Below are 25571 nucleotides of genomic sequence, written 5' to 3'. Positions count from 1 at the left end.
CGGGACACACAACCCGGCTCCGGCCTCGTCGATCACCCGATAGGATCACACCATGAGATGTCCCAACGACGACGACTACAGTAACGCAGGCGCACTCAAACGCCTCTACTACAAAATCATCTGCCCCTTCACCTTCGGCACGCGCCTGTGGATGGTGACAACGTCCATCCTGTGCGCCCTCGCCGTCATGCATTCAGCGAACGGCTCGTGGGGCTACCACGGCCGCGCCCAGGACACCGGTTTCCTCTCCGGCGACTTCGTCAACGGCGTGCGCTTGGCGTGGCAGATCGACGCGGCCGACGCGGGCCTGGACCGCATCGACAACTTCCGCGTCGGTGACGAATACATCTATCTGGTCGGGTATAAGGGGGCTCAGCGCAGCGTCGTCGCCTTCGACGCCTCCTATTCCACCCCGCGCGAGCTGTGGCGCACCAACGTCGACGACGAGGATGGGGTGACCTGGTGGGGCGATGACCTGCTCGTGGGCAACACCCTGGTGTCGACCGCTGACGGGTCGACGCGCTCGGATTGGCCGACCCCGGGCGTTCGCCTAGGGGACTCCCCCTATCAACATCCCTCGGGAGCGGGACCGAGCACGGGGCCGATCGGACCGGTTCGCCTGTACTGCCCCACCCCCTCGTCCGCTCCCTGCCAGGCCTGGGACAAGACCGGAACCCACGTGTGGGACTTCGACGCCTCCACCGGCTCCTTCCCCGACTCCGTCACCCCACTGGAGGGCTGGGTGCCCCTACGCGCGTGGGAGCCATCGTCGGCCGGCCCGGCCATGGGATATACGCTCGACGAGCTTACGGGCTTCCTCAACCTGGAAACCGGACAGCGTGTCGGCCTGGACGCCATCGAGGAGGCGTGCGGGCCCGCCACGCTGGACAAGTCGTCCGGCGAGCCCTATTGCCGCGTCACCGCGAAATTTAAACAGCAGCACCTCATCCTGCGTGCCTCCGACGGGTGGATCGTCGGCGACGACGTTGGATACATCGCGACCGTCGCCCCCGACGGCTCAAACCCGCAGGTCATGCATCTGGATAATCGAGCCTCGGAGCGCCTCCTGTTCCTGCGAACATACCCCGATCTCGGTTCCGCGCAGACCCCAACGACAGAACAGTTCATGCACTTTGCGGCCACGGGCGAGGCATCGTGGGACTCCTCGATCACCGTGTCGCCGGGAGGCCCGGGAGGCTACGACACTCCACTCGTCATCAACGAGCACACAAAGTTCAACACGGGAATGACGTACTACGGATCTGACACCGAGAACCCCAGTGTGTGGCTGGGTAACCCCGCGCTCAGTAAGGATGCGTCCGTCGTGTTTCTCCCCCACGTCAACGTGGCCTCCGCCTCCTTTATCCCCAAGTACGAGTGGAACCCAGTTCTCGTCGACGTGAATGCGGCCGCCGATGCCACCAGCAACGCATCCGATTCAGACAAGTACGCCATCAGTTCCTACGCTGTCCCCGGATGGGAGAACCTCCATATGCTTGCAGCGACGCCCATCTTCGACGACCTGATCGTCGGCTTCTCGTCGCCGGCCCAAGCCCCCTGGTACAAGCGCCTTGCAGGCTTGTCTGCAGCCCCCGGCGAGCGCGTCGTCGGCCTGACCCCCACCCACAAAGCGTCAAGGAGCGTCCGATGAACCTCCCAAAGAAGCTGACTTCCTGGCGCGAGGCCCTCCCAGTCCTCCTGCGCTGTCTCGCCATCGCATTGGCCGCCACCCTCGTTGGCGCGCTAGCCGTCGGTGCCCCCTGGCTCATGCACAGGCCCGTCGGATACTCAGGCAACGCTCGGGTTTCCTCGACGCTTTCCCCGGACTTTGCCTCGGGTTTCGACGTCGCCTGGGAGGTGACGGCCTCGGATCTGGGTGTGAGTGGATCACTGTTGACCTACGTGAAGGTCGACGGCTTTATCGTCGCCCTTTTCGGAGAGAAGGGTCAGCCTTCCACGCTCGTGGGCCTCGACCTGAGCGGCGAGAAGCCCTCGGTCCTGTGGCGCCGCGAGGTGTCCGCTGTCGATTCTCCGATGTTCGCGTGGGAGGATTCCATCGTGGTCGCGGGACAGACGATCCGCGTCGCCGACGGCGAGGTCACGGCCACCTGGGACACGCCGCTCCCCGCGGATGCAACCTCGCGCTTCGTACAGGGTGACGACGAGGCCTTCATCAACGTGGGAGGCGACTATGTCGATCCGGGGTACACGGGTTTCTCGCGTGTGACGTGGCCCATCATTGTCGTCTGTTACCCGAGAGACAAACCTTATGGTGTTCAGGATTTCGACTACCTGTGCCTGGGATGGAACAAGGACGGCACCGAAGCGTGGAGATATGAAGTGTCCTTGTCCTCCGAGGACCTTCAGGGTCCCGGCCTCCCGTTGCCCGTGACGGCGGTCGACGGCTACGTTCCCGTTTCCCGGAATTTCAACTACGAGGATCGCCAGGCCGGTGCCTTCCTCCACCTGGCTGACGGCACCCTCGTCGAGAGCGCGACCTACAACGCCAGAGGCCTCCATCCCGTCGCGGACGGATGGCTGCTGGAGGGAGGGACGAACGATCCCAGGCAGCGCCTCCTCGTCACGCTGGCCCCTGACGGAACCGAGGTGTCACGCACTCTCCTCGCCGATCCGCTCATACATGTGTCAGACGTCGGATCCGCCACGTGCTGGGATGAGGAAGGCCGTGTCGCGCGACCGACGAGCGAGCAGGCAACATCCACTCTCACCTCTGGGGAGTTCCCCTGGGCGTCCGTATGCGTACAGAGGAATCAAAACTCCACAAAGGGTTTCTCCATGTTGAATGGCCATCGTCTGATGGCGACGAATGGAGCGGGCGGGGCCGAGAACGGCACCTATCCGGAGAGCCTAATCGCAGCAACGGACGGCTCCCTGATCCTCTCCCAACCCCCGGAGGATAAGGACTCGACGGACAAGAACCCACCGATGAACCTGTATACCGCCCCCTCGGGCATCCAGCTGGCCTCGCTGGAGGACGTTGGCCTGCACGACGCAGTACCTTTCTACGACGACCTGCTCATCGCATCCCCCACGCGATCGGATTCGTGGCTTACTCGCTTGCGCTCCTTCCTGGGCTTCTACCCCCACCCGGAAACGGTCCTCATGGGGATCACGCCGAAGCGGGCGGGCTGACCCCCAAGACGTGCGCTGACCGACACCGACCCACGAGGCCGGGGCCGGGACCCACGCAACCCGGCCCCGGCCTCGTCCCACGTCCCCATCGCGCCCATCGCTTGTGTGACCTACCAGCCATCGGGCAGAATCGTGTCCGTGTTCGCGCATCTTGTCTCCCAGATACCTGTCCCCGTTGCACTGGCGATAGCCCTGCTGGTGCTCTGCACGCCCTACCTCCTCATCCGCGAAGCACTCGACCGCTCCAAGGGCGCCACCCCCGCGCCGCACGACGTGCGCAAGGCCGGAAAAGGCGAGGAGTGGGACAAGCTCAACAAGCACCACACCCCGAAACTCACAGGCTCGCTCAAGAAGCTGGCGGCGAACCCGAAGGCGCGCCTACTCGCCCCGGCGATCCCCTACGCGCTGTGCCAGGGCAACACGGTGGACACGCTCGCGCTGGGTGACAAGCGGGCGATCGAGCAGATGCTCGCCCGCGACTGGGGCATCACCGGCCGCGACGGCCTCCTCCGCCAGCTCTACACGCTCATGAAGTCCGGGCACCGCGAGGACTACGAGCGCCTGCGCTCCCAATGCGCCAACCCCTCGTGGGTCTCCTCGACGCTCGCGCGCCTGAACAAAACCGCGGACAACGACACCTACGCGTGGGAAAAACGCTGGCGCATCAACCGCATCGTCGCCAACGATCGCGGCATTCAATCCGTGGACTTTGGGGCGTGGGACTTCCTGCGCGTCGCGATGCTGACGCGCGCGGGGGCGGGCCTCGGCTGGCTGAGCGAGGACGAGGCCTGGGACACTCTCGCTCTCGTCAACCGCGCGCTGGACTTGTCCTACTCCTCGTGGAACGAGGTCTGGGACGCGTTCCGCACAACCCGCTGGCTGTGGGCCGCCGAGGGTAAGGCGCAGGAGGCGACCAACGACCTGCACGAGCGCAACCGAGGCACCTTCCTGCTGGGCCCGAAGGGCCTGTGGACCGCCATCCCGTGGGATGCCCCCTACCCCGCCCCACGTTTCCTCCTGCTCGACGCGATCGCGTCCATGGGGGACCTGCGTCTCTTGTCACCCCAAAAGTGGGAGCGCTCCTCGGCCTGGGAGCGGGAGCTCGACAACCAGTCGCGCAGCCGCGCCCCCCTGTCCTCCGGCGGCAAGCCGGCCATCCAGTAGCGACGCCTCCGCTCACAGGAACGCGAACGCACGGCACGAGAACGAGCTTCCGTAACCAGGCAGAAGAAGAGGCAGAAAGCTGAAGAGAAACGCCACCTCGCCCGCCTGAAAGCGAAAGCTCACCACCGCGGCCACTAAGGGCTGCACGTTAACCCCTTGACACACACGTAAACCCCATAACCTGCGCGTAGGCGGCGCTGCCCCCCGTGCGGATGAAAGGGCCCATGTGCATATCATCGGGCCCACGTGCGGACGCGCATGGGCATGGGCGGCCACGAAGTGGATAGGAAACCACGAACTGGATAGGTTATGACGTTGCGGATAGGAAAACAACCTATCCAGATCAGCGGTTCCTATCCAGATCGGCATTTCCTATCCAGATCGGCATTTCCTATCCAGAACGCACAGCCTTCTCCCTCCCAGGTGAAGAACGCCGCGATGCAGACCCCGCGTCATCAGTTCCGCGCCAGCAGTCCCGCAGTAGCCGGCCCCCGCACGGAGGTGTTGCCCCGCGCATCACCATCCGGCTGGAGACACACACCCTCACTTCCTGTACACTATTCTGTACATAGGCGAGCAGAGGAGCACCCCATGAAAACCATGACCTACACCGAGTCGCGCGCACGCTACGCCGAGGTCCTCGACCAGGTCGTCAACGACCGCGAGGAAATCGTCATCACCCGCCAGGGCCACGAGAGCGCCGTCATCATCGCCCTCGACGAGTACGAGTCCCTCATGGAGACCGTCTACCTCATGCAGTCCCCCGCGAACGCCCGCCACCTGCGCGAATCGATCGCACGTCACCGCGCTGGCGAGGGCGTCGTTCACGACCTCATTGAGCTCGACGAGGACTGACCATGCACATCACATGGGATGAGGAGGCCTGGAACGACTACGTCTGGTGGCAGTTCGAGGATCGCAAGACCCTCAAGCGCATCAACGCACTCATCAAGGACATCCAGCGCAACGGAAACGAGGGGATCGGCAAGCCTGAGCCTCTTCGCTACGAGTTCTCGGGGTACTGGTCACGCCGGATCGACTCACGGCACCGCCTGATCTACCAGATCAGCGACGACGGCAAAGCCCTCTGGATCATTTCCTGCCGCTTCCACTACGGCCAGTAAACATTCACGAGGCCCGGACTGCATCCACCCCGACAACAAGTAACAACGCCCTGACGCCGGGCGCCGCGGCTGCCCCTGCAGCCGCGGCACCCACGCACACAACACCACTCAGTACGTCAAGAGTCCCCAGCGGATCAGGTCACGCAGGGGTGCCTCGATCTCGGCGCGCACACGCCGCGCCGAGCGCCTCCGCCGCCTCGCGGGCGTGGCGCGTGGGTGCGTGGGGCAGCGCGTCGAGCGCCCGCAGCGCCTGAGCGAGAGCGCTCGATCCCTTCATCTTGGGGCGCAGCTCATCAGGCACGCACACCCTCATGCCGTAGTCGCCCGCGAGCGCCACCAGGGCCTCGACCATACGATTCGAACCCCGGATGCCAACGAGTGACGGAAGCAGGACGGCGATGGTCTGGGCGACGCGGTAGCCGGCCAGCGCCGAGATGGACGCGCAGTCGGTGAGCGTCTGGGCGACCCGCCCGGGACCGAACCACCCGTTGCGCAGCAGGTAGCCGAACTCACCAGCCATGGCCGCCGGGTCGTATCGGCCGGTGTCGGCGAGGCTCGCGATGGCCTCGGCGGCGATGGCCCGGTAGGGTGCCTGCGCGGCGGTGGACGCCCACGCCAGGGCCGAGTAGGTGGGCGCGCCCGGCGCCCGCCACCCCTCCCCCAGCGCGCGCACGACCACCTCGAAGGGCGCAATCACCTGCGGGAACTTGACAAACGCACCCTGGAGGACGGGCATCGCGTGGGCAGCCAGAATGTCCGGGTTGTGCTGGAGGGCCCAGGCAGCCCACGCGTAGGCGACGCCGCTCGACCGGTAGTCCCCGGATTCCAGGAGCCGCCCGGTGAACTCGGGAGCCACCCCCGCGACGTTGGCGAGGGCGCCCGCCAGCGAGTCCTCGCCCGTGGCCAGGGTTTGCCCGGGGATCACCCACGTCTCGTGCATGTCGTCCGTCTTGGTGTACTCGCCGCGCACGACGCTCACAGGCTTTTGATAGGGAGCCCGAATGATCTGCCGCTCCCACTGCGCCTCGATGGGTTCCAGCGGCTCGGTCAGGATCGGGTCGAAGCGGTACATGTCCTGACCGTTCGGCTTGTCGTAGGGCTTGTCCCCCAATGCGACGCGCAGCTGCTCGTGCAGGAGGCGGACCGGGCCGCGGTGCTGCTCCCACTCGCTGCCCTTGCGCCGGTAGCCGCGGAAGTGGCCGGCCTCGGGCGCGTCCTTCACATCCACGTCGCGCAGGAGCCGCGAGGCCAGGTAGGAGAGCTGGTTGGCGCCCTTCCAGTTGGGGGCGCTGCGCCAGTACCTGGCGAGCAGCGCCTTGTCGGCCTCCGCCAGCTCGATGCCCTCGCCGCTGATGCGCGTCAGGAGCGCGGGCAGGGCGGCGCCCGCTGCCGCGTCCTCGAAGAGGGCGTGCAACGCAGCGACGGCCGCGTCATTGTCGTCGGGCAGCTCGGCGGTATGCGACGTGCGCGGCAGGTCCGCTGCGGGGGCGTCCGGGAACGTCCACGAGGCCTGGGCCCCCTCCCCGGGTTCACGTCCCCGGGCGGTTGCGCCGGGGGCGGCCGCCCCCGCAGGCCCGGCCCCGGCCTCGTCCCCACAGTCCCCGGAACCGTCAGAGTCCCCGGAACCAGTGGGTGCCGCGACGAGCGCGGCTGCGCGGTCTCGCAGGTCGAGGGGGAACTCGGCGGCACCCACGACGTCGCTGACGGCGGCCGCGCAGCCGGGATGGGCCTTGACGAGGGCGGCGAGCAGGCGCACGTGCGCGCGCAGCAGCTTCTTCTCGGAGCGCGCGAGGACCTGGGCGCTGCCCCGCACGAGCACGTCCACCTGCCCCACCGACAGCTCCCCGACGAGGCCGAGGAGGGCCTTGTGGGCCAGGGACACCGTCGGAGAGGGCTGGGCTCCGAGCAGGGCGATGAGGTCCGAGGCCGCCGCGACCTTTTCCTCGCGCGTCGGTTCGAGTGCCTCCCAGGCCCGCGAGAAGACGCGGGCGTTGTACGCGGAAAAGTCGCGCCGCTGCGCGGCCAGACACTCGGAGAGGATGCGGGGTCGCAGCTGCGGGAGGCGCGTCGCCATGTAGCGGACCAGGTCGTGGCTGTGCAGGCGCTCGAAGTCGCCGCCGGGCGCGGAGGGGTCCTCGCGGTACATCCACACGAAGAGGGCAGAGCCCGGCAGGGCGCCCTCGACGCGGAAAAACTGCCAGAACTCGTGCTCCAGGAAGGTCGGGTTCTCCTCGAAGAAGCGCTGCGTCCCATCCGAGGTGGGGTGGGGCGCGGGAATGATCCTGCGCGCGAAGTACTCCAGGGAGGGAGCGGAGGTGAGGAACGCTCCACGCTCGGCCAGGAGGGAGCGGTAGGTGTGCCAGAAGGCAACGCCGCCGGGGCTCCCGGCGGCCTCCTCGAGCCACTCACCGCTGCGCCCAGCCGCGCCGCGCCTGTGGGCGGCGAGCAGACGCTCCAGGTCCGCCCCCTCGCGCGGGTCACCGCCGCGGCGGCCCGACCACCGGGCACCGTAGTCGTCGCCGGCATCATCGCTCCCAGCCAGGGCGGCGCGCAGGAACGCGCACATGCGCACCGTGTCCTCTGGGACCGCGTCCCACTCCCACTCGACGGCTGGCGGGACGAGGCGAGCGAAGGGCACGGACTTGAACAGGGAGCGCCGATCCTTCTCCGAGGCCCCTTCCAGCACCCGCTCGTAGGCGTCGATGGCGCTCTCCCCGGAGGCGAGGAGGCGCTTGAGGGCCGCCCTGCGGGCGGGGAGCGTCATCGGCGAACTCATTGGCTCATCTCCTTCAGCGTGCGCGCATACTTGGCGGCCTGTGAGGAGCCTCGGAAAAGGCCAAGCCAGCCGACGAGATCCTCGCCGAGCGGCGGCGCCCACCCCTCAGCCTGCGCCCGCGCGTACTGCGCGGTGACGACGCCCAGCAGCTGCCCGATGCCCGTGCGCCCGCGCTCAATCCCGGGGAGCAGCGCGAGCGCCAGGTCCAGCGCGAGGCGAGGGTCCACGTTCCCCAGATCCTGGAACGCCTGCGCCCACCGGTTCAGTTTCACGGTGTGTGCCACGGCCTCAAAACCGGCCACGGCCTGGTCGAAGGAGAGGTCACCGCGCGCCACCAGGGCGGCCAGGGCCTCGACGCCGAGCGCGCGCGACTCGACCTCGCGTTCGCCCATCGCCTGGCCGAGGAGCTGGGCAGACAGCGAATCCCAGCGCCCGCCGTGCTCACACAGGGCCCGATAGCAGTCAGCGGTCAGCTGCGTACTGTCAAGCACATACCACTGCGAGGCGATCAGGCAGACGGCGAAGTGACGCACCGACGCGGGGTAGAGATATCGGTGGGCAGTAAAATCACCCGAGGCGCTCGCAATATCCGCGAGCGCGCCCAGCTCAGGGCCTGTCGCGCCCGTATCTGCGCCGACGACGCGCGGGGTAAAGAACGCGTAGACGGGCGAGCCGTCACGCGCGACCTTCGGCTTCCCGCTGCGCGACTCGTAGGCGGGGTGCCCCTCCCACGCAACGGCGAGGGAGGACAGGTAGCCCTCGGCCCGTCTGCGCACCGCACCCGTGAGCGCGAGGCGGATGCGATCCGCGGCGGGCAGCTCCGCCTCCCGCTCCTCCACGAGCGCAAGCGCGGCCGCGCAGTCCGGGTGCTCGGTGTCCACGCGCAGCAGCGCCTGGGTGAGGTCCGCGGGAAGGGGCGCGGCGTCCCCGTTGTCCAGGGCGCGGTGCACGAGGACAAGCGGGTTCACGGCTCCCCGGTCGTCGGTGGGCGTGGCCAGGAGACGGTAGCGCCGTCCACACTCGACCAGGCCCACAACTTCGATGATGCGCTCTCGCAGAAGGGTCGGCATATTTTCCGATTCCAACCAGGCGGTGCCAGCGGCCAGCGGGCTCTCCACGCCCTCCCCTCCCCCATCGAGGGCTATCTGCAGGAGAGATCCGAGCATGCGCTCGTACCCAAATCTGCGCGTGGTCAGGTGCCGCACGAGCGGGCGCAACGATTCCAGCGCGTCCGGGGTGAACTCTGGAGAGGCGAGGAACGCGAGCAGCGCCTCGTATTCGAGCCCCATCTGCGCCTTCTCGGCCAGGACGCCGACCCGCCCGCTCACGTCCTCGGCGCTCATCGGTACCAGGTCGCCCGCCTCGCGGGGAGGCGGCAGGAAGGAACCCGGCTCGCCCCGGGTTTCTGGCACGAGGCCAGGGCCGGGCCGGTCACCCACCGCGCAGACGGACACGAACTCGCGCGCCTCGGGGACGACCAGCGGATCCAGGTCGGCCAGACGCACGATGGCGGCGACGCTCTCGCGCGTCAGGAGGCTGGCGGTCACGTTATCGCGCGCCAGCCCCAGCGCCGCCCGCTGCACCTGCGCGTCCGGGAAGGAGAGGGCGACGCCGAGCAGGGGTTCGAGGTCCGTGCCCTCCACGGCGCCGAGGCCATCACGCAGGACCCCGAGCACGCGCAGGGCGTTCGCCTTCGACCCCATGAGCGCCCCCTCGCAGCTGCGAGCAAAGAGCTCCAGGTCGAGTCGCCCGCCCTTCGAAAGGGCGGTCAGCTGCCCGACCGCCAGGGTGACGGTCGGCCCGACGGGAGAGGACATGAGGGCGCACAGGGCCCCCTGACGGGCCTCGGCCTCGTCCAGGGTCATGGCAAGCAGGCGCAGGGTCCGCGAATGCCAGCCGGCGCGCGCGGAAGGCAGGTCAGCGGCAAGCATGGCGAGGAGGGCATCGATGAGGCGATCCCGGTCGATGAGCCCCTCGTCGGCGCAGGCAGCGAGCGTGCGCGACCAGCCGGGCGCCCGCCTCGAGCCCATGGAGGCAGAACGGTCGGAGGCGGACAGTGACACGCCGCGGTTACCCTCCTGGCGTAGCATCCCCCACACCAGCTCCTCGCGCAGCTCCCGATCGGCGCGCATGAGGGGCAGCTGCAGCCCGGGTTCGAGGCCGATGAGCGCCGTCAGGAATCGCTCGTCATGCTCGAGGGCCAGGTCACCCTTCAATTCCGCCAGGCGCAGGAAGCCGATGCCGTCCATCCACGGATCGGACAGGCGGGTGCTCACGGCCAGGTCAGCATCCGTGGGCGGGCCGTCGTTGATTTCCAGCATGCGCGCGTAGACCTGGTCGAGCGTCCACAGGCCCGGGTGCTGCCGGACCCACAGGTGGAGCCTCCAAAAGTCCATGCACTCATCCAGGGTGTCGGGCAGCCAACGGATGGTGCTCACGATTCCTCCTTCAGGAGCAGGGAAACGGCGAGGACGTGCTTGCAGGGACCGCGCCCTCCCCTATGTTTCATCCACCACGGGCAGGTGCAGCGGTACTCGCCGATGGCGTAGGGGTCGGCAGGTACCTCCACGCGGTAGCGGTTCGCACCCGACGACACGCGGAATCGCGCGCCCTCCTCCCGTGTGATCGCGCCGCGCTCAATGAGCGTGCGCGCCCCGGCCAGGCGCGGGTGCATGGCGGTGAGCGCGTCGGCACGCACGGGCAGGGGACGGTGGAAGTAGGCGCCCTCGGTGACGTCGAAGCCGACCTGCCCGCTCGAGGCCAGGAGCGCCAGGCCGCCGGCCACCCGGTCGGGGGCCAGGCCGGAGCGGGCGGCCATAAGCCGCGTATCGATGCGCGGCTCGAAGGAGAGCAGGGCGGAGAGCATGTCCGCGTCCTCCTCGACGCGCGGATCCCCCAGGGAGGCCAGGACCGCGCCCTCCCCGGAAAAGCCGCGGGACTTGGCGGGGCTGAGCCCCACGCTCAGGCGCGCGCCGGGCAGGCAGGCAACCCACAGGGAGGCGACCGGCTCGCTGCCCGCGTCCACGTGAGATCCGTAGGCCTCAAGCGACGTCATGAGGTGCAGGAGAGGCTCGAACACGCGCAGGCGCTCGGGCCCGGCGACGCACGCGGCCCCCGGAGCGGGCCTGGTCCCCAGGCGCAGGCCGCGCACAGCACGCCCCGCCCACATGACCGTGCCCGTCGCGCTGGACCTGGGCAGACCCCGGATGAACGCGCGGGCCTGCACGGCGTTCAACGCGTGGAGAGGCATCATCACAGAGCTGAGCATCTGCGTCTCCGCGAAGCCCTTGAGCCAGCGCAAGGACAGCTGCACCTTCTCCTCCGTGACCTCCTCGTCCAAGGTCGTGGCCGTCAGCCCCTCCTCGCCCACGCCCAGGTGCAGGGGTTCCCCCGCTCGCAGGGACGCCAGGGCGGCGCGCAGCGGCTGGTTCACGTCCACGTTGGTCACGCCGACCGCGCAGTGAGTGGCGTCCAGGGCCGAGGCCTGCACGTCGAGCCGCGCGTACACGCCGCAGCAGACGCTAAAAGACTCAAAGCGCAGGCCCTCCGCCGTGCTGGTGACCACCGGGTCGAGCATCCCGATCCGCGTCAATCCCCCACCGGGGGTGGGAACCATGCCGGGCGGCACGTAAAAGCGGGTGCGCGCCACGCGCGCGACCGCGAGTAGGCCGGCGGCCACCACGTCGGGGCGCTCCATGAAGCCCGAGAAGAAATAGGGGTGCGCCGCCTCCCCCTCGGGGGTGGACCCTCCCGATGTCGCCAGCGCAAGCCCCGCGCCCTCATCCAGGCGCGAGGGGACACCGTAGCGGTAGGCCAGCTCGTAGTCCATGTCGCTCCTTCGCGTGAGTGTGGCGCCAGGCTAACACAGGGCCCCCACATCTGGAGCCGACTTCATGCCCACCCGCACCCACGCTCGCAACGCGCCCGAAACGACACCACACAGCCCACCCGATGCAGCCAGGGCGCCGCGGCCGCCCCCGCGGCCGCGGCGCCCCCGCACGCAACAGCGCTCAGTAGGTGAGGAACCCCCAGCGGATCAGGTCGCGCAGGGGAGCCTCGACCTCGGCGCGTACATCCTCCACCTCAACCGAGGTGAGCATCGCGACGGCCGACGCGATCTGCCCGACCGTCAACTCCCCATCCGAAGCCCCCACGACCGCGGACACGGCCGACGAGACCGGCACGGAACGGCCCAGCCCCCCGCCCTGATGCAGGATCAACAGCTCCGGATCCGGGCTACCCGGCACGTAGTGGCGCTCCTCGCGCACATCCGACGCACGCGTGAGCGCCACCTCCCACAGCTCGGGGGCGCGCAGGGAGGCCAGCGCCCACGCCACGTCGCGCCCGCGCGGGGCGTGCCCATCGAGGGACAGGTCGTAGGCGCGAACCCCACCCGAGGCGGCCTCGGCCTCGTCGAGCCTGCGCAGCGCCACGAAACCCATGCCGATCGCGCCCGTGCCCGCGCGACGGAAATCCACCAGCCACGACGTAAACGCGCGATCGTAGTCGGCGCGCGCCATCAGCTGGCCGCCCGAGTCACGGATCCACATGTCCACGTAGCGCGCGGGATCGAGGACGTCGCGCTGGACCACCCACGCGTCCACCGGCAGTCCGTCGAGCCAAGAATCCACGCGCCACGACCACTGCGTGTCCGGGTTGCGGCTCGCGGGAATCTCCCAGTTCGCGAGCATCTGCAGCGTGCCCCCGGGCGCCAGGTAGGTGGGAGCCTCACGCAGGACCGCCCGGATCAGGTTGTCGCGATCCATGCCGCCGTCGCGGTACTCGAGCAGGCCGGCTGTCCCGCGCACGCTGTCCGGCGTGATCACGAAGGGCGGGTTGGAGACGATGAGGTCGAAAGTCTCACCGGCGACCGGCTCGAAGAGGGACCCCTCGCGCACGTCGATGACCGTCTCGTTGAGGGCGGCGTTGAACTGGGTGAGCGCGCAAGCCCGCGCCGACAGGTCGGTCGCCACCACGCGGTCGGCATGCGTCGCCAAGTACAGGGCCTGGATGCCGCACCCGCAGCCCAGATCCAGGGCCGAGTCAACCCGATCGCGCACCGTCATCTCCAGGAGCGTCAGGGTCGCCCCGCCGATGCCGAGCACGTGGTCATCGGCCAGCGGCCTGCCGGTCTGTGCCTCCCCCAGGTCCGAGGTCACCCACCAGTCGTGGTCCCCGCCCGGCAGCGCGGCCGCGTGTGGGCGCAGGTCGAAGAGCGCGCGCATCCAGGGGTCGTGCTCGACCTCGGGCTCGGAAGCCTCCTCGTCGGGGTCCCGCATCGTCGGCAGGGTGGGCGCCTCCCGGGACGAGGCCTCCCCATCCTCTCCCGCCTCGGCGCGCTCCCGCGTGGGCGCGGACGTTGATGTGGGCTTGGCGCACGCGCGCGGCATGACGAGGCCGGAGGCGGCCTCGGCCTCGTCGATGACGGCCGCCAGGCCGAGGGTCTCCAGGCCCTGCGCCCCAAGCGTCGGGAGCGCCCCGGCGAGGGCCGACGCCCTCTCGGGCTGGCCGAGAATGAAGAAGCGCGTGAGGGTGGCAGCCGGGTCTGCGACGCCCGCGAGCTCAACGAGGGCGGGCAGACGCGAGTCGCGCATGAGGGCGGCAAAGGTGTCGGCGCTCAGCAGCGCCTCCAAGGTGTCGATGGTCCAGCTCGACGCGATAACGTCGAAGCGCAGGCGCGCGATGAGGTCACGGTCGAGGGCGGGGACGGGTACGGAAGTTGTCATGCCTCAAGCCTATCCCCATGCGTACAATGCGCGGGTACCCAACCAGGAGCCCGACGCCCAGCTCAGAGGAGGAAACCCCATGTCCGGTGGACTTGTCGCACTGCTCGACGATATCGCGACCCTCGCGAAGGTCACGGCCTCGTCGATCGACGACGTCGCGGCGAACGCCGTCAAGGCCTCCTCGAAGGCGGTGGGCGTCGTCATCGACGATACGGCGGTGACGCCTCAGTACGTGTCGGGCCTGAGCCCGGCGCGCGAGCTGCCCATCATCGGCAAGATCGCGCGCGGCTCCCTCATCAACAAGCTCTTCATCATCCTGCCGATCGCGCTCCTGCTCACGTGGCTCGCCCCCCACTTCCTGCCGTTCCTGCTGGTCGTGGGCGGCGCGTACCTGTGCTTCGAGGGCGGGGAGAAGGTCCTCGAGAAGCTCGGCTGGCTGCCCGGCCACCACGAGGACCACGAGGAGGCCGGCGCGACCAGCGCCGAGGAGCTCGAGAAGTCCATCGTGTCCTCCGCGACCCGCACCGACCTGATCCTCAGCGCCGAAATCATGCTCGTGTCCATGGCCGGCCTATCGAATGAGCACGGCGTCATGCGCGTCGCCGTCCTCATCGGGGTCGCGTTCTTCATGACATTCTTCGTCTACGGCCTCGTCGCCCTGCTGGTCAAGGCCGACGATGTCGGCCTCCGCCTGGCGCGCGGCGCCCTCGAGCCCGAGGACAACCGGCCCGGCCCGGTCGACAACATCGGCCGCACGATCGTGCGTGTCATGCCGCACGTCTTCAGCGTGATCGGCGTCGTCGGCACGGTCGCCATGCTGTGGGTCGGCGGGCACCTGGTCATCGCGAACCTCGCCGAGGTCGGCGTTCCCGTCTTCCACCACGTCCTCGAGGCCGCCGAGCACGCGGTGTCCGGCGCAGGCGGATTCGTGACCTGGCTGGTCGAGACACTCCTGTCCGGCGTCTTCGGTGTCATCCTTGGCGCCGTCATCGCGTGGCTCGTCGTCGGGGCTTCCGCGCTCGTGCGCCGCGTGCGCGCTCGGGCCTGATCGTCTGTCGTTTCACGAGGCCGGGGCCAAGGATGCGCGATCGCGTTCCCCAGCCCCGGCCTCGGCGTTGATCGCGATCCGCGAAAGGTGACACAAACCCCCTACGCAAACCGGGACTTAAGTACTACTCTTGGAGTCAACAGTCAAACGACGACGACGCCCAGGAGGAGCATCATGACCGTCTACACCCTGCCCGACCTGCCCTACGACTACTCCGCGCTGGAGCCCCACATCTCCGGACGCATCATGGAGCTGCACCACGACAAGCACCACGCGAACTACGTGGCCGGCGCGAACGCCGCACTGGAGAAGCTGGCGGCCGCCCGCGAGTCCGGCGACTTCGCCGCGATCAACCTGTGGGAGAAGAACCTGGCCTTCAACCTGGGCGGTCACACCAACCACTCCATCTTCTGGACGAACATGACCGGCGAGGGCGCCTCGCGCCCCGAGGGCGAGCTCGGCGCCGCCATCGACGAGTTCTTCGACTCGTTTGAGTCCTTCCAGGCTCAGTTCGCCGCCGCCGCCCTGGGCCTGCAGGGTTCCGGCTGGGCCGTCCTCGCGTGGGACACTGTCGGCAAGCGCCTCGTGACCTACCAGATGACCGACCAGCAGGGCAACATCCCTGTCGCGACCGTGCCGCTGCTCATGATCGACATGTGGGAGCACGCCTTCTACCTGGATTACCTCAACGTCAAGGCCGACTACGTCAAGGCCTGGTGGAACCTGGTGAACTGGGAGAACGTCGCGTCTCGCTTCCAGGCCGCCCGCCTGTCCTCCGGCCTGGTGAACGCCCACTCCGCACTGTCCGACCTGGGCACGCAGGCCATCGACACCGTCAAGGGCTGGTGGAAGAACTAAGCGTTCTTCGTGACGAGGCCGTGGCACTGGTCGCGCGACCACCACAACTACACGCAGCAGAGGCGGGACCCTTCGGGGTTCCGCCTCTCCTGCATCCCCGGAGGTGCAGAGGGGCTGAGCCTGCGAAGGGGCGGGCCTGACAGAGGTGCCCGAAAGTGACATCGGTAACCACCCCTCCAAAAGTCGCACGTAATTTAACGCGGTCATTTTTCGAGACAGCCCACAAACGTTGCAATTCCAACGATTGAATTTCAAAACCTAAAATACAGGCACGGGAATTACGTGCGACATTGCTGGGGAACCACTCAGGCATAACAAAGCCGCCCGGCCCCATCGGGGCCGGGCGGCAGTGGCGGTAGCGCTGGGATTTGAACCCAGGGTGGCTGTGACACCACACAGCATTTCGAGTGCTGCACCTTCGGCCGCTCGGACACGCTACCTTACCCGGATACTCTACTACACGGACCCCCGCGCAACGCAAATCGACCGGGCAGGCTGGGAGCAGGGCCACACCACCCCGCGGCGCGCCGACCTGGCTCTCACGAACAAGCACGCACGCACATGGGCGCAACTGCAGCGAGCGAGACCGGTCTTGCACGAGCGTAAAACAATAGGCACCCAAAAGGTCAAAGCACCACTAATTGCAACTAATAACCCCGCACCCGGTCCACGTCACCGGACCAGGCCCCGCCCCCCAGCATTGAGAACGGCTGAAAACAAGATGAAGTAAACGCATAACATTCACGAGCGCGCATACATGCTCTACTCTTGCAGGGTATCTATTCAACGCAGCGAGAGGACTTTTCGTGTCTGCGCCACGTGCGACTAAAGGAACGTCGCTCAAAGAACTAACGCTTCGCGGCATCATCATCGGCGGCATCATTACGCTGGTGTTCACGGCCGCGAACGTGTACCTGGGCCTGAAGGTCGGCCTGACCTTCGCGACCTCGATCCCGGCGGCCGTCATCTCGATGGCTGTCCTTCGCTTCTGGGGCGACCACACGGTCCAGGAGAACAACATCGTCCAGACGATCGCGTCGGCGGCGGGCACGCTGTCGGCTGTCATCTTCGTCCTCCCCGGCCTCGTGATCGTGGGCTGGTGGAGTGGCTTCCCCTACTGGCAGACCATGTTCGTGTGCGCGGTGGGCGGTTCGCTGGGCGTCATGTACTCGATCCCCCTGCGTCGCGCGCTCGTGACGGGCTCGGACCTGCCCTACCCCGAGGGCGTGGCCGGCGCTGAGATCCTCAAGGTCGGCGACTCCCAGGAGGCCGGCGAGGACAACAAGCGCGGCCTGTTGGCGATCACCTGGGGCGCCCTGGCCTCGGCGGCGATGGCCCTGTTCGGCTACCTGAAGGTGACGGCCTCCGAGGTCGGCGCCGCCTTCAGGATCGGCTCGACGGGCACGATGTTCTCCACCTCCCTGTCGCTCGCGCTCATCGGCGTGGGCCACCTGGTCGGCATGACGGTGGGCGTCGCGATGCTCATCGGCATGCTCATCTCCTACGGCGTCCTGCTGCCCCTGTACGCAAACGGCCAGCTGGAGGGTGCTAAGGACCTGACCGACGCCCTGTCGACGGTCTTCAAGTCGGACGTGCGCTTCATCGGCGCGGGCGTCATGGCGGTTGCCGCCATCTGGACGCTCATCAAGATCATGGGCCCGATCGTCCGCGGCATGTCCGAGTCGCTGCGCGCCTCGCGCGGCGCCAAGGAAGACGGCGCCCAGATCGATCGCACCGAGCAGGACATTCCCGGCAAGTGGGTCATCGTCTCCATCTTCGTGGCCATGATTCCGATCGCGGGCCTGCTGTGGTGGTTCATGCGCGGCACGCAGATCGAGCACAACACGGCCATCCTGATCGCCGTGTCGGTTCTCTTCATCCTGCTCGCAGGCCTGCTGGTCGCGGCGGTGTGCGGTTACATGGCAGGCCTCATCGGCTCGTCGAACTCGCCCGTGTCGGGCGTGGGCCTGCTGGTCGTCGTCATCACGGCGGTCGTCATCCTGGCAGTGCACGGCCGCGGTTCGACCACGGAGGAGAACACGGCGCTCATCGCCTACACGCTGTTCACGTCCGCGATCGTGTTCTGCATTGCGACGATCGCGAACGATAACCTGCAGGACCTCAAGACCGGCCAGCTGGTGGGCGCGACCCCGTGGAAGCAGCAGGTCGCCCTGGTTATCGGCGTCGTCTTCGGTTCGCTGATCATTCCTCCGGTCCTGGAGCTCATGCAGAACTCCTTCGGCTTCCAGGGTGCGCCGGGTGCCAGCCCGGATGCGCTGGCGGCCCCGCAGGCCTCGTTGATTTCCTCGCTCGCCAAGGGCGTGCTCGGCGGCGGCATCGACTGGAAGCTCCTGGGTATCGGCGCGGCGATCGGCGTCGTCGTCATCATCATTGACGAGGTCCTGCGCCCCGCCTCGAAGGGCAAGCTGGCCCTGCCTCCGCTCGCGGTCGGCATGGGTATCTACCTGCCCGTGTCCCTGACGATCCTGATCCCGATCGGCGGCCTGATTGGCTTCCTGTACAACAGGTGGGCTGACAAGCAGGCGGACGTGGAGCGCGCGAAGCGCTTCGGCACGCTGGCTGCGACGGGCCTGATCGTGGGCGAGTCCCTGTTCGGCGTCGTCTACGCGGGCATCGCGGGCGCGACGGGGTCGGATTCCCCGCTGGCGCTGCCGTTCATCGGCGACGGTTTCACCCCGGTCGCAAACGTGCTGGGCATCGTGTTCTTCGCGGGCGCGACGTGGCTGCTTTACGGCTTCGCCCGTAAGATCACGCGCGACGCGGATCGCGAGTCGAAGGCTCAGGACGGCGCGCAGAGCGTGCAGGGCTGACCCGGTCCTCACACCTTCCCCGGCCTCGTTCCTGTTCTCAGGAACGAGGCCGGGGTTCGTGATGCGCTCGCCCGGGCCACGAGGCCGGGGTTCGTGATGCGCTCGTCGCCTGTCGGCGGGCGCGAACTTGTGCCCATTCGGGCGGCCAAAAATCCCACAATGTGAACACCGAGCGTCTTTGACAGCTGAGAACTAACTGCATGTCAAGGCATATTTGACTGTATTCCAGCAAAAATGACGCTTTCCTGACTAGTTGAATAATGATACTTTAATAACATGAGACACATCCTGGAACCGGACGTCACCTGGCTGCGGGACCCAGGAACGTCGGTGAACCGCTTGACGGTGCACGCGACGTGGAGGTCACGCAGGCCACTTCAGATGCTGTCGAGCACCTGGCAGGTTACCGGTGCCACTGGCACCGCTTCGGAGCTGATTCGTCGTGCTCCCACTCATCAGCATTTCGGCGCGACGTCTGTGCCCGGCGTCCTCGAGCTGGACGGCTCGTGGATGCGCGATGAGGGTCAGGCCCGCGAGGACGACGCCTCCCGTGTCGGCGACGAAGAGCCCTCCGACCTGGTGCGCGCCTCGATTCTGCGCCGCGAGTTCATCTTCGATGCCCCGTTGAAGGAGGCGGTTGAGCGCGGCTGGATGATGACGCTGACTTTCGGCGGCTTCTCCGGCCCTCTCTACGCGTGGGTTGATGGAACGTTCGTTGGTTTCTGCGCGGACGGTTTCATTCCTGCGGCCTTCGACGTGACCGGCGCGTTGCAGCCTACTCACTCGCATACGCTCGTCGTGTTGCTGATGGATTCGCCGATGTGTTGCCACGGTTTGTTCCGCGAGGTGTCGTTGGAGGCCAGGCCTCCGGCGCACATCGTGGACGTGGTGCCGGTGGCGTCCCACGATGGTCGCGCGGGCGCGCTGACGCTGCGGGTTGAAACGACGGGCGGTGTCGAGGTTCACGCCGCGCTCGTGAACGAGAACGCGCATGAGAGGCTGTGGTCTGCGGTCGCTTCTCCTGATGAGGTGATGACCGCGCGGGGTCTGGACGTGATCCCGTGGAGCGCCGAGGAGCCGGCGCTGTACCGGCTGATTGTGACGCTGCGCGACGAGGAGGGGGTCAAGGACACGGTTTCCCTTGACCTCGGCTTCCGCGACGTTGAGGCGACCTCCCAGGGGGTGAGCCTGGCGGGCAAGGCGCTGGCCCTGCGGGGAGTGACCCGCAACGAGTGCGACGGGCGCACGGGCCTGGCCGTCAACATCCCGGATATGCTCGACGACATCGTGTGGTGTAAGCGCCACGGCGTCAACACGGTCGTGATCGCTGACGCGCCCGGGCACGCACGGTTCCTGGATCTGGCCGACGAGTACGGCCTGTACATCATCGACTGCGCGTCAAACCTGTACGGTCCGGGGGTGGCACGCGACGAGGCCATCGAGGCCGCGCTCCGTCGGGATCGCGCGCACCCGAGCATCATCGCCTGGGCGATCGGGGACGAGGAGGACGAGGTCCGCGCCGCCCACGCTCTCGATCCGACGCGCCCGGAGTACTCCCAGGCGCGTTTCCCGGACCTGCGCAAGGTGCGAGGCGAGGAGTTGCACTACGCGCCGGTGACGGTGGCGCCCTCGTATTCGGGGGTGACGGTACGCAACCACATGACGTTCACGTCCACGTCGGATCTGGAGTTCCTATGCCGCGTGGTCGAGGAGGGCCACGAAACGTGGGAGTATTCGGCGTACCTGGATGTCGCGCCGGGCGAGACGGGCTTCCTTGAGGTGCCCTGGCCGTCCTCGGGCACGCGCGAGGTCTCGGTGCGTCTGTCGTACAGCACGGGCTGGGCGTCGGCGGGCTTTGAGATCGCGCACGGAAGCTTGACGGTGTAGGCCGCGTCGGCCTCGCGATGCACCGCGACGGCCGGGGCACGCACGGCTTGCACAGCCCGCAGCACCCGCAGCGCGCACGGCGCCCCGCATAGCGCGACGAGGCCCGGGAACCCAGCCCAGGCCTCGTGCGCGGCGAGGCGAAACGCTCAGCGGAAGGCGGCGCGCCTCGTCGGGATGGTCGGCATGCCGAGCATGACCGAGCCCGACCCGCCGCACGACGCCGGCTCTTCGACGTCCACGAGCTGGAGAACCTCGCTGTCGCGCGCCTGGGGGTCCTGCAGGGCAGTGGCGAGCATCAGCTTGATGCGGTTGAGCTGGTTCACCTCGGAGGCACCCGGATCGTAGTCGACGGCCACGACGTTCGCCTCGGGGTAGCGGGTGCGCAGCGCCCGGAACATGCCCTTGCCGACGACGTGGTTGGGCAGGCACGCGAACGGCTGGGCGCAGATGATGTTCGGGCAGCCGTGTTCGATCATGTCGACCATTTCGGCGGTCAGGTACCAGCCTTCGCCGGCCTGGTTGCCCAGGCGCGCGATGTCCTGGGAACGCTCGATCATCTCTTCGATGGGCCGGTGCGGCTCGAACTTGCCGTTCGTCGCCGCGAACGCGCGGTGCACGGGCTTCTCGTACTTCTTGAGCGCCCATAGCACGATCGGCATGATGTAGCGCTGCTTGCCGTCGATACCCAGGTTCTCCTTGTCCCACGCGGCGGTGGCCACGGAGTTGTGGAAGAACTGCATGAGGCCGGGCAGTTCGGCCTCGCAACCCTCGGCCTCGATGACGTCGACCGCGTGGTTGTTGGCGTCGGGATGGAATTTCACGAGGATCTCGCCGACCAGGCCGACGCGCGGCTTGCGCGGGATGTCGCGCAGGGGCAGGGCGTCGAAGGCGCGCACGCACTCGCGGATGATCTTTCCGTAGGAGACGCGCCCACCCAGGGCGGCCACGCGGCCCGACGTGATCCACTCCTGCACGTAGGCGTCCCACGTGCGGTACAGCGCCATCGCGGAGCCGGGGGTGGCCTCGTAGGGGCGCACGCGCAGCAGCATCGACTGGATGGCGTCGCCGATGACGAAGGCCTGGATGGCCTTGTGGATGTGGGGGATCCCCAGGTGGAAGCCGGGGTTGTCCTCGATGCCCTGGACGGACAGGGCGATGACGGGAACCTGCGGGTATCCGGCGTCGCGCAGGCCCTTGCGCAGCAGGGCCGCGTAGTTGGAGGCGCGGCACATGCCGCCCGTCTGCGTGATGCCCACGGCGGTACGGTCGGGGTCGGCGCGCCCGGAGATGAACTCGTCGAGAAGCTGGCCGATGACGACGATCGCCGGGTAGCACGAGTCGTTGTTGACGTATTTCAGGCCGACCTCCATGGAGGTGCGGCTCGTATGCTCCAGGACACGCACCTTCAGGCCCGCGGTCGCGAACAGCGGGGTGAGGAAACGGAAGTGGATCGGCGACATCTGGGGGGCGAGGATTTCGTAGCCGGCCTCGCGCATCTCCTCGGTGAAGACCGCGCGCGGCTTGATGTGCCCGGCCTCCTCCTCGCGGGCGGCGTCCCCCGAGGGGTCGCGCAGGGTGGCCGTGTCGACGGAGCCTGACACCAGGCCCACGGACGAGGCGGGGGCCAGTCCCGCTCCATCCGCGCCGTTCTCGCCGTCGCCGGCCCCGGCCTCGTTCATCGCGGAGGTGAGGGAGGCGCGCTCGGTGATCGCCGCGTCGAGGGAACGCAGGCGAATCTTGGCGGCGCCCAGGTTGGAGACCTCGTCGATTTTGAGGACGGTGTGCACGTCGCCGCGGCCCTCGAGGATCTCCTGGACCTGGTCGGCGGTGATCGCGTCGACGCCGCAGCCGAAGGAGTTGAGCTGGACCATCTCGAGGTCGGGCTCGTCGCCGACGCGGGCGGCGGCCTCGTAGAGGCGCGAGTGGTAGGACCACTGGTCGAGGACGCGCAGCGGGCGCTCGAGGCGCGCGTCGATGATGGAGTCCTCGGTGAGGACGGCCATGCCCAGGCCGACAATGACCTCGGGGATGCCGTGGTTGATCTCGGGGTCGAGGTGGTAGGGGCGGCCTGCGAGCACGATGCCGCGCACACCGTGCTCCCGCATCCACTCGATGGTTTCGACGCCCTTCGCGCGGATCTCGGCCTTGACGGCGGCGTCCTCCTCCCACGCCTTGTCGAGGGCGGCCTTCATCTCCTCGACGGGGATGTCGTAGCCGTATTCCTTGAAGGTCTTGGACAGGTGGGCGGGCAGGTAGTCGCGGTTGCCGAAGTTGACGAAGGGGCTGATGAACTTGGTGCCGGGCTCCGCCAGGCGCTCCATGTTGTTGCGGATGACCTCGGGGTAGGTCGCCACGATGGGGCAGTTGTAGGAGTTCTCGGACTCGGTGAGCTTCTGCTCGAAGTCGACGCAGGGGTAGAAGATCGTCGTGATGCCCTTGTCCAGCAGGGACTCGATGTGCCCGTGGACGAGCTTGGCCGGGTAGCACACGTTCTCCGAGGGGATGGACTCCATGCCGGTCTCGAACAGGTCGTGGTTGGAACGGCCCGAAATCATGACGCGGAAGCCCAGCGCGGTGAGCATCGTGAACCAGAAGGGGTAGTTCTCGTACATGCCGAGCACGCGCGGGATGCCAATGTCGCCGCGGAACGCCTTCTTCTCGGTGAGGCGGCGGTAGCCGAAGATCCGCTTGTACTTCCAGTCGTAGAGGTTGGGCAGCTCCGACTTCTTGGGCACGCGCTCCAGGGACGCGCCGCGCTCGCAGCGGTTGCCCGACACGTGGCGCTCGCCGTTGGAGAAGGTCGAGATGGTCATCTGGCAGTGGTTCTGGCACAGGCGGCACGTCTTGCGGGTCGTGTCCACGCTGAAGCCTTCCAGGGCCTCAATCGTGGCCAGGGACGAGGTCCCCTCACCCGTGTCGTGCATGCGCGCGGTCAGGGCGGCGCCGTAGGCACCCATGAGGCCCGCGATGTCGGGGCGCACGACCTCGCGACCGGTGAGCAGTTCGAAGGCGCGCAGCACCGAGTCGTTGAGGAAGGTGCCGCCCTGCACGACGACGCGCTCACCCAGGTCCGAGGGCTCCTTGAGCTTGATGACCTTGTAGAGGGCGTTACGCACGACGGAGTAGGACAGGCCGGCGCTGATGTCGCGCACGTCCGCGCCTTCCTTCTGCGCCTGCTTGACGGAGGAGTTCATGAACACCGTGCAGCGGGTGCCCAGATCCACGGGGGAGGAGGATTCCATGGCCATGCGCGCGAAGGAACGCACGTCGGTTCCCATCGTCTGCGCGAAGGTCTGGAGGAAGGAGCCGCAGCCCGAGGAGCAGGCCTCGTTGACGGAGATGGAGTCCACCGCGTGGTCGCGGATGCGCAGGTACTTCATGTCCTGGCCGCCGATGTCGATGACGGAGGTGACGCCGGGGCAGATGAATTCGGCGGCGCGGTAGTGGGCCATCGTCTCGATTTCGCCCTCGTCCATGGTGAGGGCGGCCTTGACCAGGCCCTCGCCGTAGCCGGTTGCGCACGAGCGGCCGATCTCGCAGCCCTCGGGGAGGGCGCCTCGCACGGCGCGCACGATGTCGACGGCCGCGGCCACGGGGTCGCCCTCGTTGGAGGCGTAGTGGGTGAAGACGATGCGGTCCTGAGAGTCGATGACGACGGCCTTGATCGTCGTGGAGCCCGCGTCGATGCCGAGCCAGCAGCGGCCCTCGGCCTCGTCGAGGCTGGCCTTGGGGATCACGTCGAGGCTGTGGCGGGCCACGAACTCCTCGCGGTCCTCGGGGGTGGCGAAGAGGGGGTCCATGCGCGGGGATTCGACCTGCACGGGGGCGGCAGCGAGGCGCTCCATGAGGGTGGTGAGCTTGTCACCGCGGGTGTCGACGGAGGTGGCGCCCGCCTCCTCTGCCTGGCGCACCCGCTTGGCGGCCTCCTTCTCGGCGAGGAGGGCCGCGCCGATGGCGACGTAGAGCTGGGCGTCGTCGGGGGTGACGAAGGCGTCGGCCTTGGGCAGGAGGGCCTTGTAGGCCTCACGCAGGGCGGGCAGGAAGTGCAGGGGGCCGCCGAGGAACATGACGGTCCCGCGGATGGGGCGGCCGCAGGCCAGGCCCGCGATGGTCTGGGTGGCGACCGCGTTGAAGATGGAGGCTGCCAGGTCCTCGTGGGCGGCGCCCTGGTTGATGAGGGGCTGGATGTCGGACTTGGCGAAGACGCCGCAGCGCGAGGCGATCGGGTAGAGCTGGGTGTGGCGGGTCGCCATTTCGCCCAGGCCCGCGGCGTCCGTGTGCAGGAGGGTCGCCATCTGGTCGATGAACGCGCCGGTGCCGCCCGCGCAGGTGCCGTTCATGCGCTGCTCGGGGGTGGGGTGCAGGTAGGTGAGCTTGGCGTCCTCGCCGCCCAGCTCGATGACGACGTCGACCTCGGGGTGGAGGCGCTGGGTGGCCTCGGTGCCGGCGATGACTTCTTGGACGAAGGGGATGCCCATGGCGCGGGCGGTGGTCAGGCCGCCGGAGCCGGTGATGGCCGCGTGGACGCGGGCGCCGGGCAGGGCACGTTCGACGTCGGCGAGGAGGGCGCCTAGGGATGCGCGCACGTCGGCATTGTGGCGCCGGTAGTCGGAGAAGAGTCGACGGTTTCCGTCCAGGACGACGGCCTTGACCGTGGTCGAACCGACGTCGATGCCGAGCTGATAGGGGCGGCGGTGCTCGCTGGCGCGCTGCGTTGTCATGGGACCTCCTTGAATCATCCATCAACTTAAGGCCCGGATCGTATCCCGTCAAAGGTATGGTTTACCTTGCTCGCACGCGGCACTAAAACGGCGTAGAACCAGGGAAAATCGCCTGTATGACACATCACGCAGACCGCGAGACGCACGACGCGTCCGACGAGAATTACAACATGTGAAGCGTTGCAAAATTCAACCCTTCGGCAAAAACCCTCCCCCGGCCTCGTCTCGCCAGCGCGGCGCTGCCCGCCTGCCCTGCCTGCCTCGCCACGGCCTCGCGCATCTT

The 25571-nt window shown here is 67.9% G+C and carries 14 protein-coding genes and 1 tRNA gene; 9 read left to right on the top strand and 6 right to left on the bottom strand.

The annotated features are described in order from the left end of the window. The first annotated feature begins 52 nt into the window (after positions 1-52). From QU663_RS01100 to QU663_RS01080, 5 genes are all read left to right on the top strand, one after another. On the top strand, positions 53-1651 hold the full coding sequence (locus tag QU663_RS01100; RefSeq protein ID WP_304990622.1) for a hypothetical protein: 1599 nt from the start codon (positions 53-55) through the stop codon (positions 1649-1651). Further along, entirely contained in the window at positions 1648-3153 is a 1506-nt protein-coding gene (locus QU663_RS01095) for a hypothetical protein (RefSeq protein WP_021612171.1), read from the top strand. The genes QU663_RS01100 and QU663_RS01095 overlap by 4 nt, the downstream gene beginning before the upstream one ends. Positions 3154-3291: 138 nt before the next feature. After that, positions 3292-4317 carry a DUF1266 domain-containing protein gene (locus tag QU663_RS01090; RefSeq protein ID WP_034481619.1) on the top strand — a complete coding sequence of 342 codons (1026 nt, stop codon included), beginning with the start codon at positions 3292-3294 and terminating at the stop codon, positions 4315-4317. A gap of 591 nt (positions 4318-4908) precedes the next feature. Further along, positions 4909-5172: a type II toxin-antitoxin system Phd/YefM family antitoxin gene (locus QU663_RS01085; RefSeq protein WP_005985322.1), complete on the top strand. Its 264-nt coding sequence runs from the start codon at positions 4909-4911 to the stop codon at positions 5170-5172. Between the two features lie 2 nt (positions 5173-5174). Continuing rightward, positions 5175-5441 (top strand): Txe/YoeB family addiction module toxin, encoded by a 267-nt coding sequence (locus QU663_RS01080; RefSeq protein ID WP_009053938.1) that lies wholly within the window; start codon positions 5175-5177, stop codon positions 5439-5441. Positions 5442-5580: 139 nt separating this feature from the next. Here the strand turns inward: QU663_RS01080 and QU663_RS01075 are convergent, their stop codons facing one another. The 4 genes from QU663_RS01075 to QU663_RS01060 all read right to left on the bottom strand — a co-directional run bounded on the left by QU663_RS01075 (position 5581) and on the right by QU663_RS01060 (position 13943). Next, positions 5581-8217 carry a DUF6493 family protein gene (locus QU663_RS01075; protein ID WP_021612174.1) on the bottom strand — a complete coding sequence of 879 codons (2637 nt, stop codon included), beginning with the start codon at positions 8215-8217 and terminating at the stop codon, positions 5581-5583. Continuing rightward, entirely contained in the window at positions 8214-10655 is a 2442-nt protein-coding gene (locus QU663_RS01070; RefSeq protein ID WP_021612175.1) for a DUF6493 family protein, read from the bottom strand. The genes QU663_RS01075 and QU663_RS01070 overlap by 4 nt, the downstream gene beginning before the upstream one ends. Beyond that, positions 10652-12046 (bottom strand): SWIM zinc finger family protein, encoded by a 1395-nt coding sequence (locus QU663_RS01065; protein ID WP_021612176.1) that lies wholly within the window; start codon positions 12044-12046, stop codon positions 10652-10654. Before QU663_RS01065 ends, QU663_RS01070 begins: the two co-directional genes overlap by 4 nt. Positions 12047-12227: 181 nt before the next feature. Next, complete coding sequence (locus tag QU663_RS01060) at positions 12228-13943, bottom strand: methyltransferase (RefSeq protein WP_021611718.1); 1716 nt, start codon at positions 13941-13943, stop codon at positions 12228-12230. 79 nt (positions 13944-14022) lie between these two features. Here QU663_RS01060 and QU663_RS01055 point away from each other — a divergent pair, with 79 nt between their 5' ends. After that, positions 14023-14991 (top strand): DUF808 domain-containing protein, encoded by a 969-nt coding sequence (locus QU663_RS01055; RefSeq protein WP_021611719.1) that lies wholly within the window; start codon positions 14023-14025, stop codon positions 14989-14991. 174 nt (positions 14992-15165) lie between these two features. Then, positions 15166-15849, top strand: coding sequence for a superoxide dismutase (locus tag QU663_RS01050; RefSeq protein WP_021611720.1), 684 nt, complete (start codon positions 15166-15168; stop codon positions 15847-15849). Between the two features lie 350 nt (positions 15850-16199). Here QU663_RS01050 and QU663_RS01045 read toward each other — a convergent pair. After that, positions 16200-16289: transfer RNA gene (locus tag QU663_RS01045), tRNA-Ser, on the bottom strand. A 366-nt stretch (positions 16290-16655) separates the two neighbouring features. Between QU663_RS01045 and QU663_RS01040 the strand changes: the two genes are divergently transcribed. Both QU663_RS01040 and QU663_RS01035 read left to right on the top strand, forming a co-directional pair. Next, on the top strand, positions 16656-18680 hold the full coding sequence (locus QU663_RS01040) for an OPT family oligopeptide transporter (protein ID WP_021611721.1): 2025 nt from the start codon (positions 16656-16658) through the stop codon (positions 18678-18680). A 276-nt stretch (positions 18681-18956) separates the two neighbouring features. Further along, positions 18957-20567, top strand: a complete 1611-nt coding sequence (locus QU663_RS01035) for a glycoside hydrolase family 2 TIM barrel-domain containing protein (RefSeq protein WP_034481124.1) — start codon at positions 18957-18959, stop codon at positions 20565-20567. A gap of 146 nt (positions 20568-20713) precedes the next feature. Here QU663_RS01035 and QU663_RS01030 read toward each other — a convergent pair whose 3' ends face one another. Next, positions 20714-25288 carry an acyl-CoA dehydratase activase-related protein gene (locus QU663_RS01030; protein WP_021611723.1) on the bottom strand — a complete coding sequence of 1525 codons (4575 nt, stop codon included), beginning with the start codon at positions 25286-25288 and terminating at the stop codon, positions 20714-20716. Positions 25289-25571 lie beyond the last annotated feature (283 nt).

The organism is Schaalia sp. HMT-172 (assembly GCF_030644365.1).
Classification (GTDB): domain Bacteria; phylum Actinomycetota; class Actinomycetes; order Actinomycetales; family Actinomycetaceae; genus Pauljensenia.
Note: the sequence above shows the minus strand (reverse complement) of the source record. Positions and strands in the feature narration are given on the sequence as shown.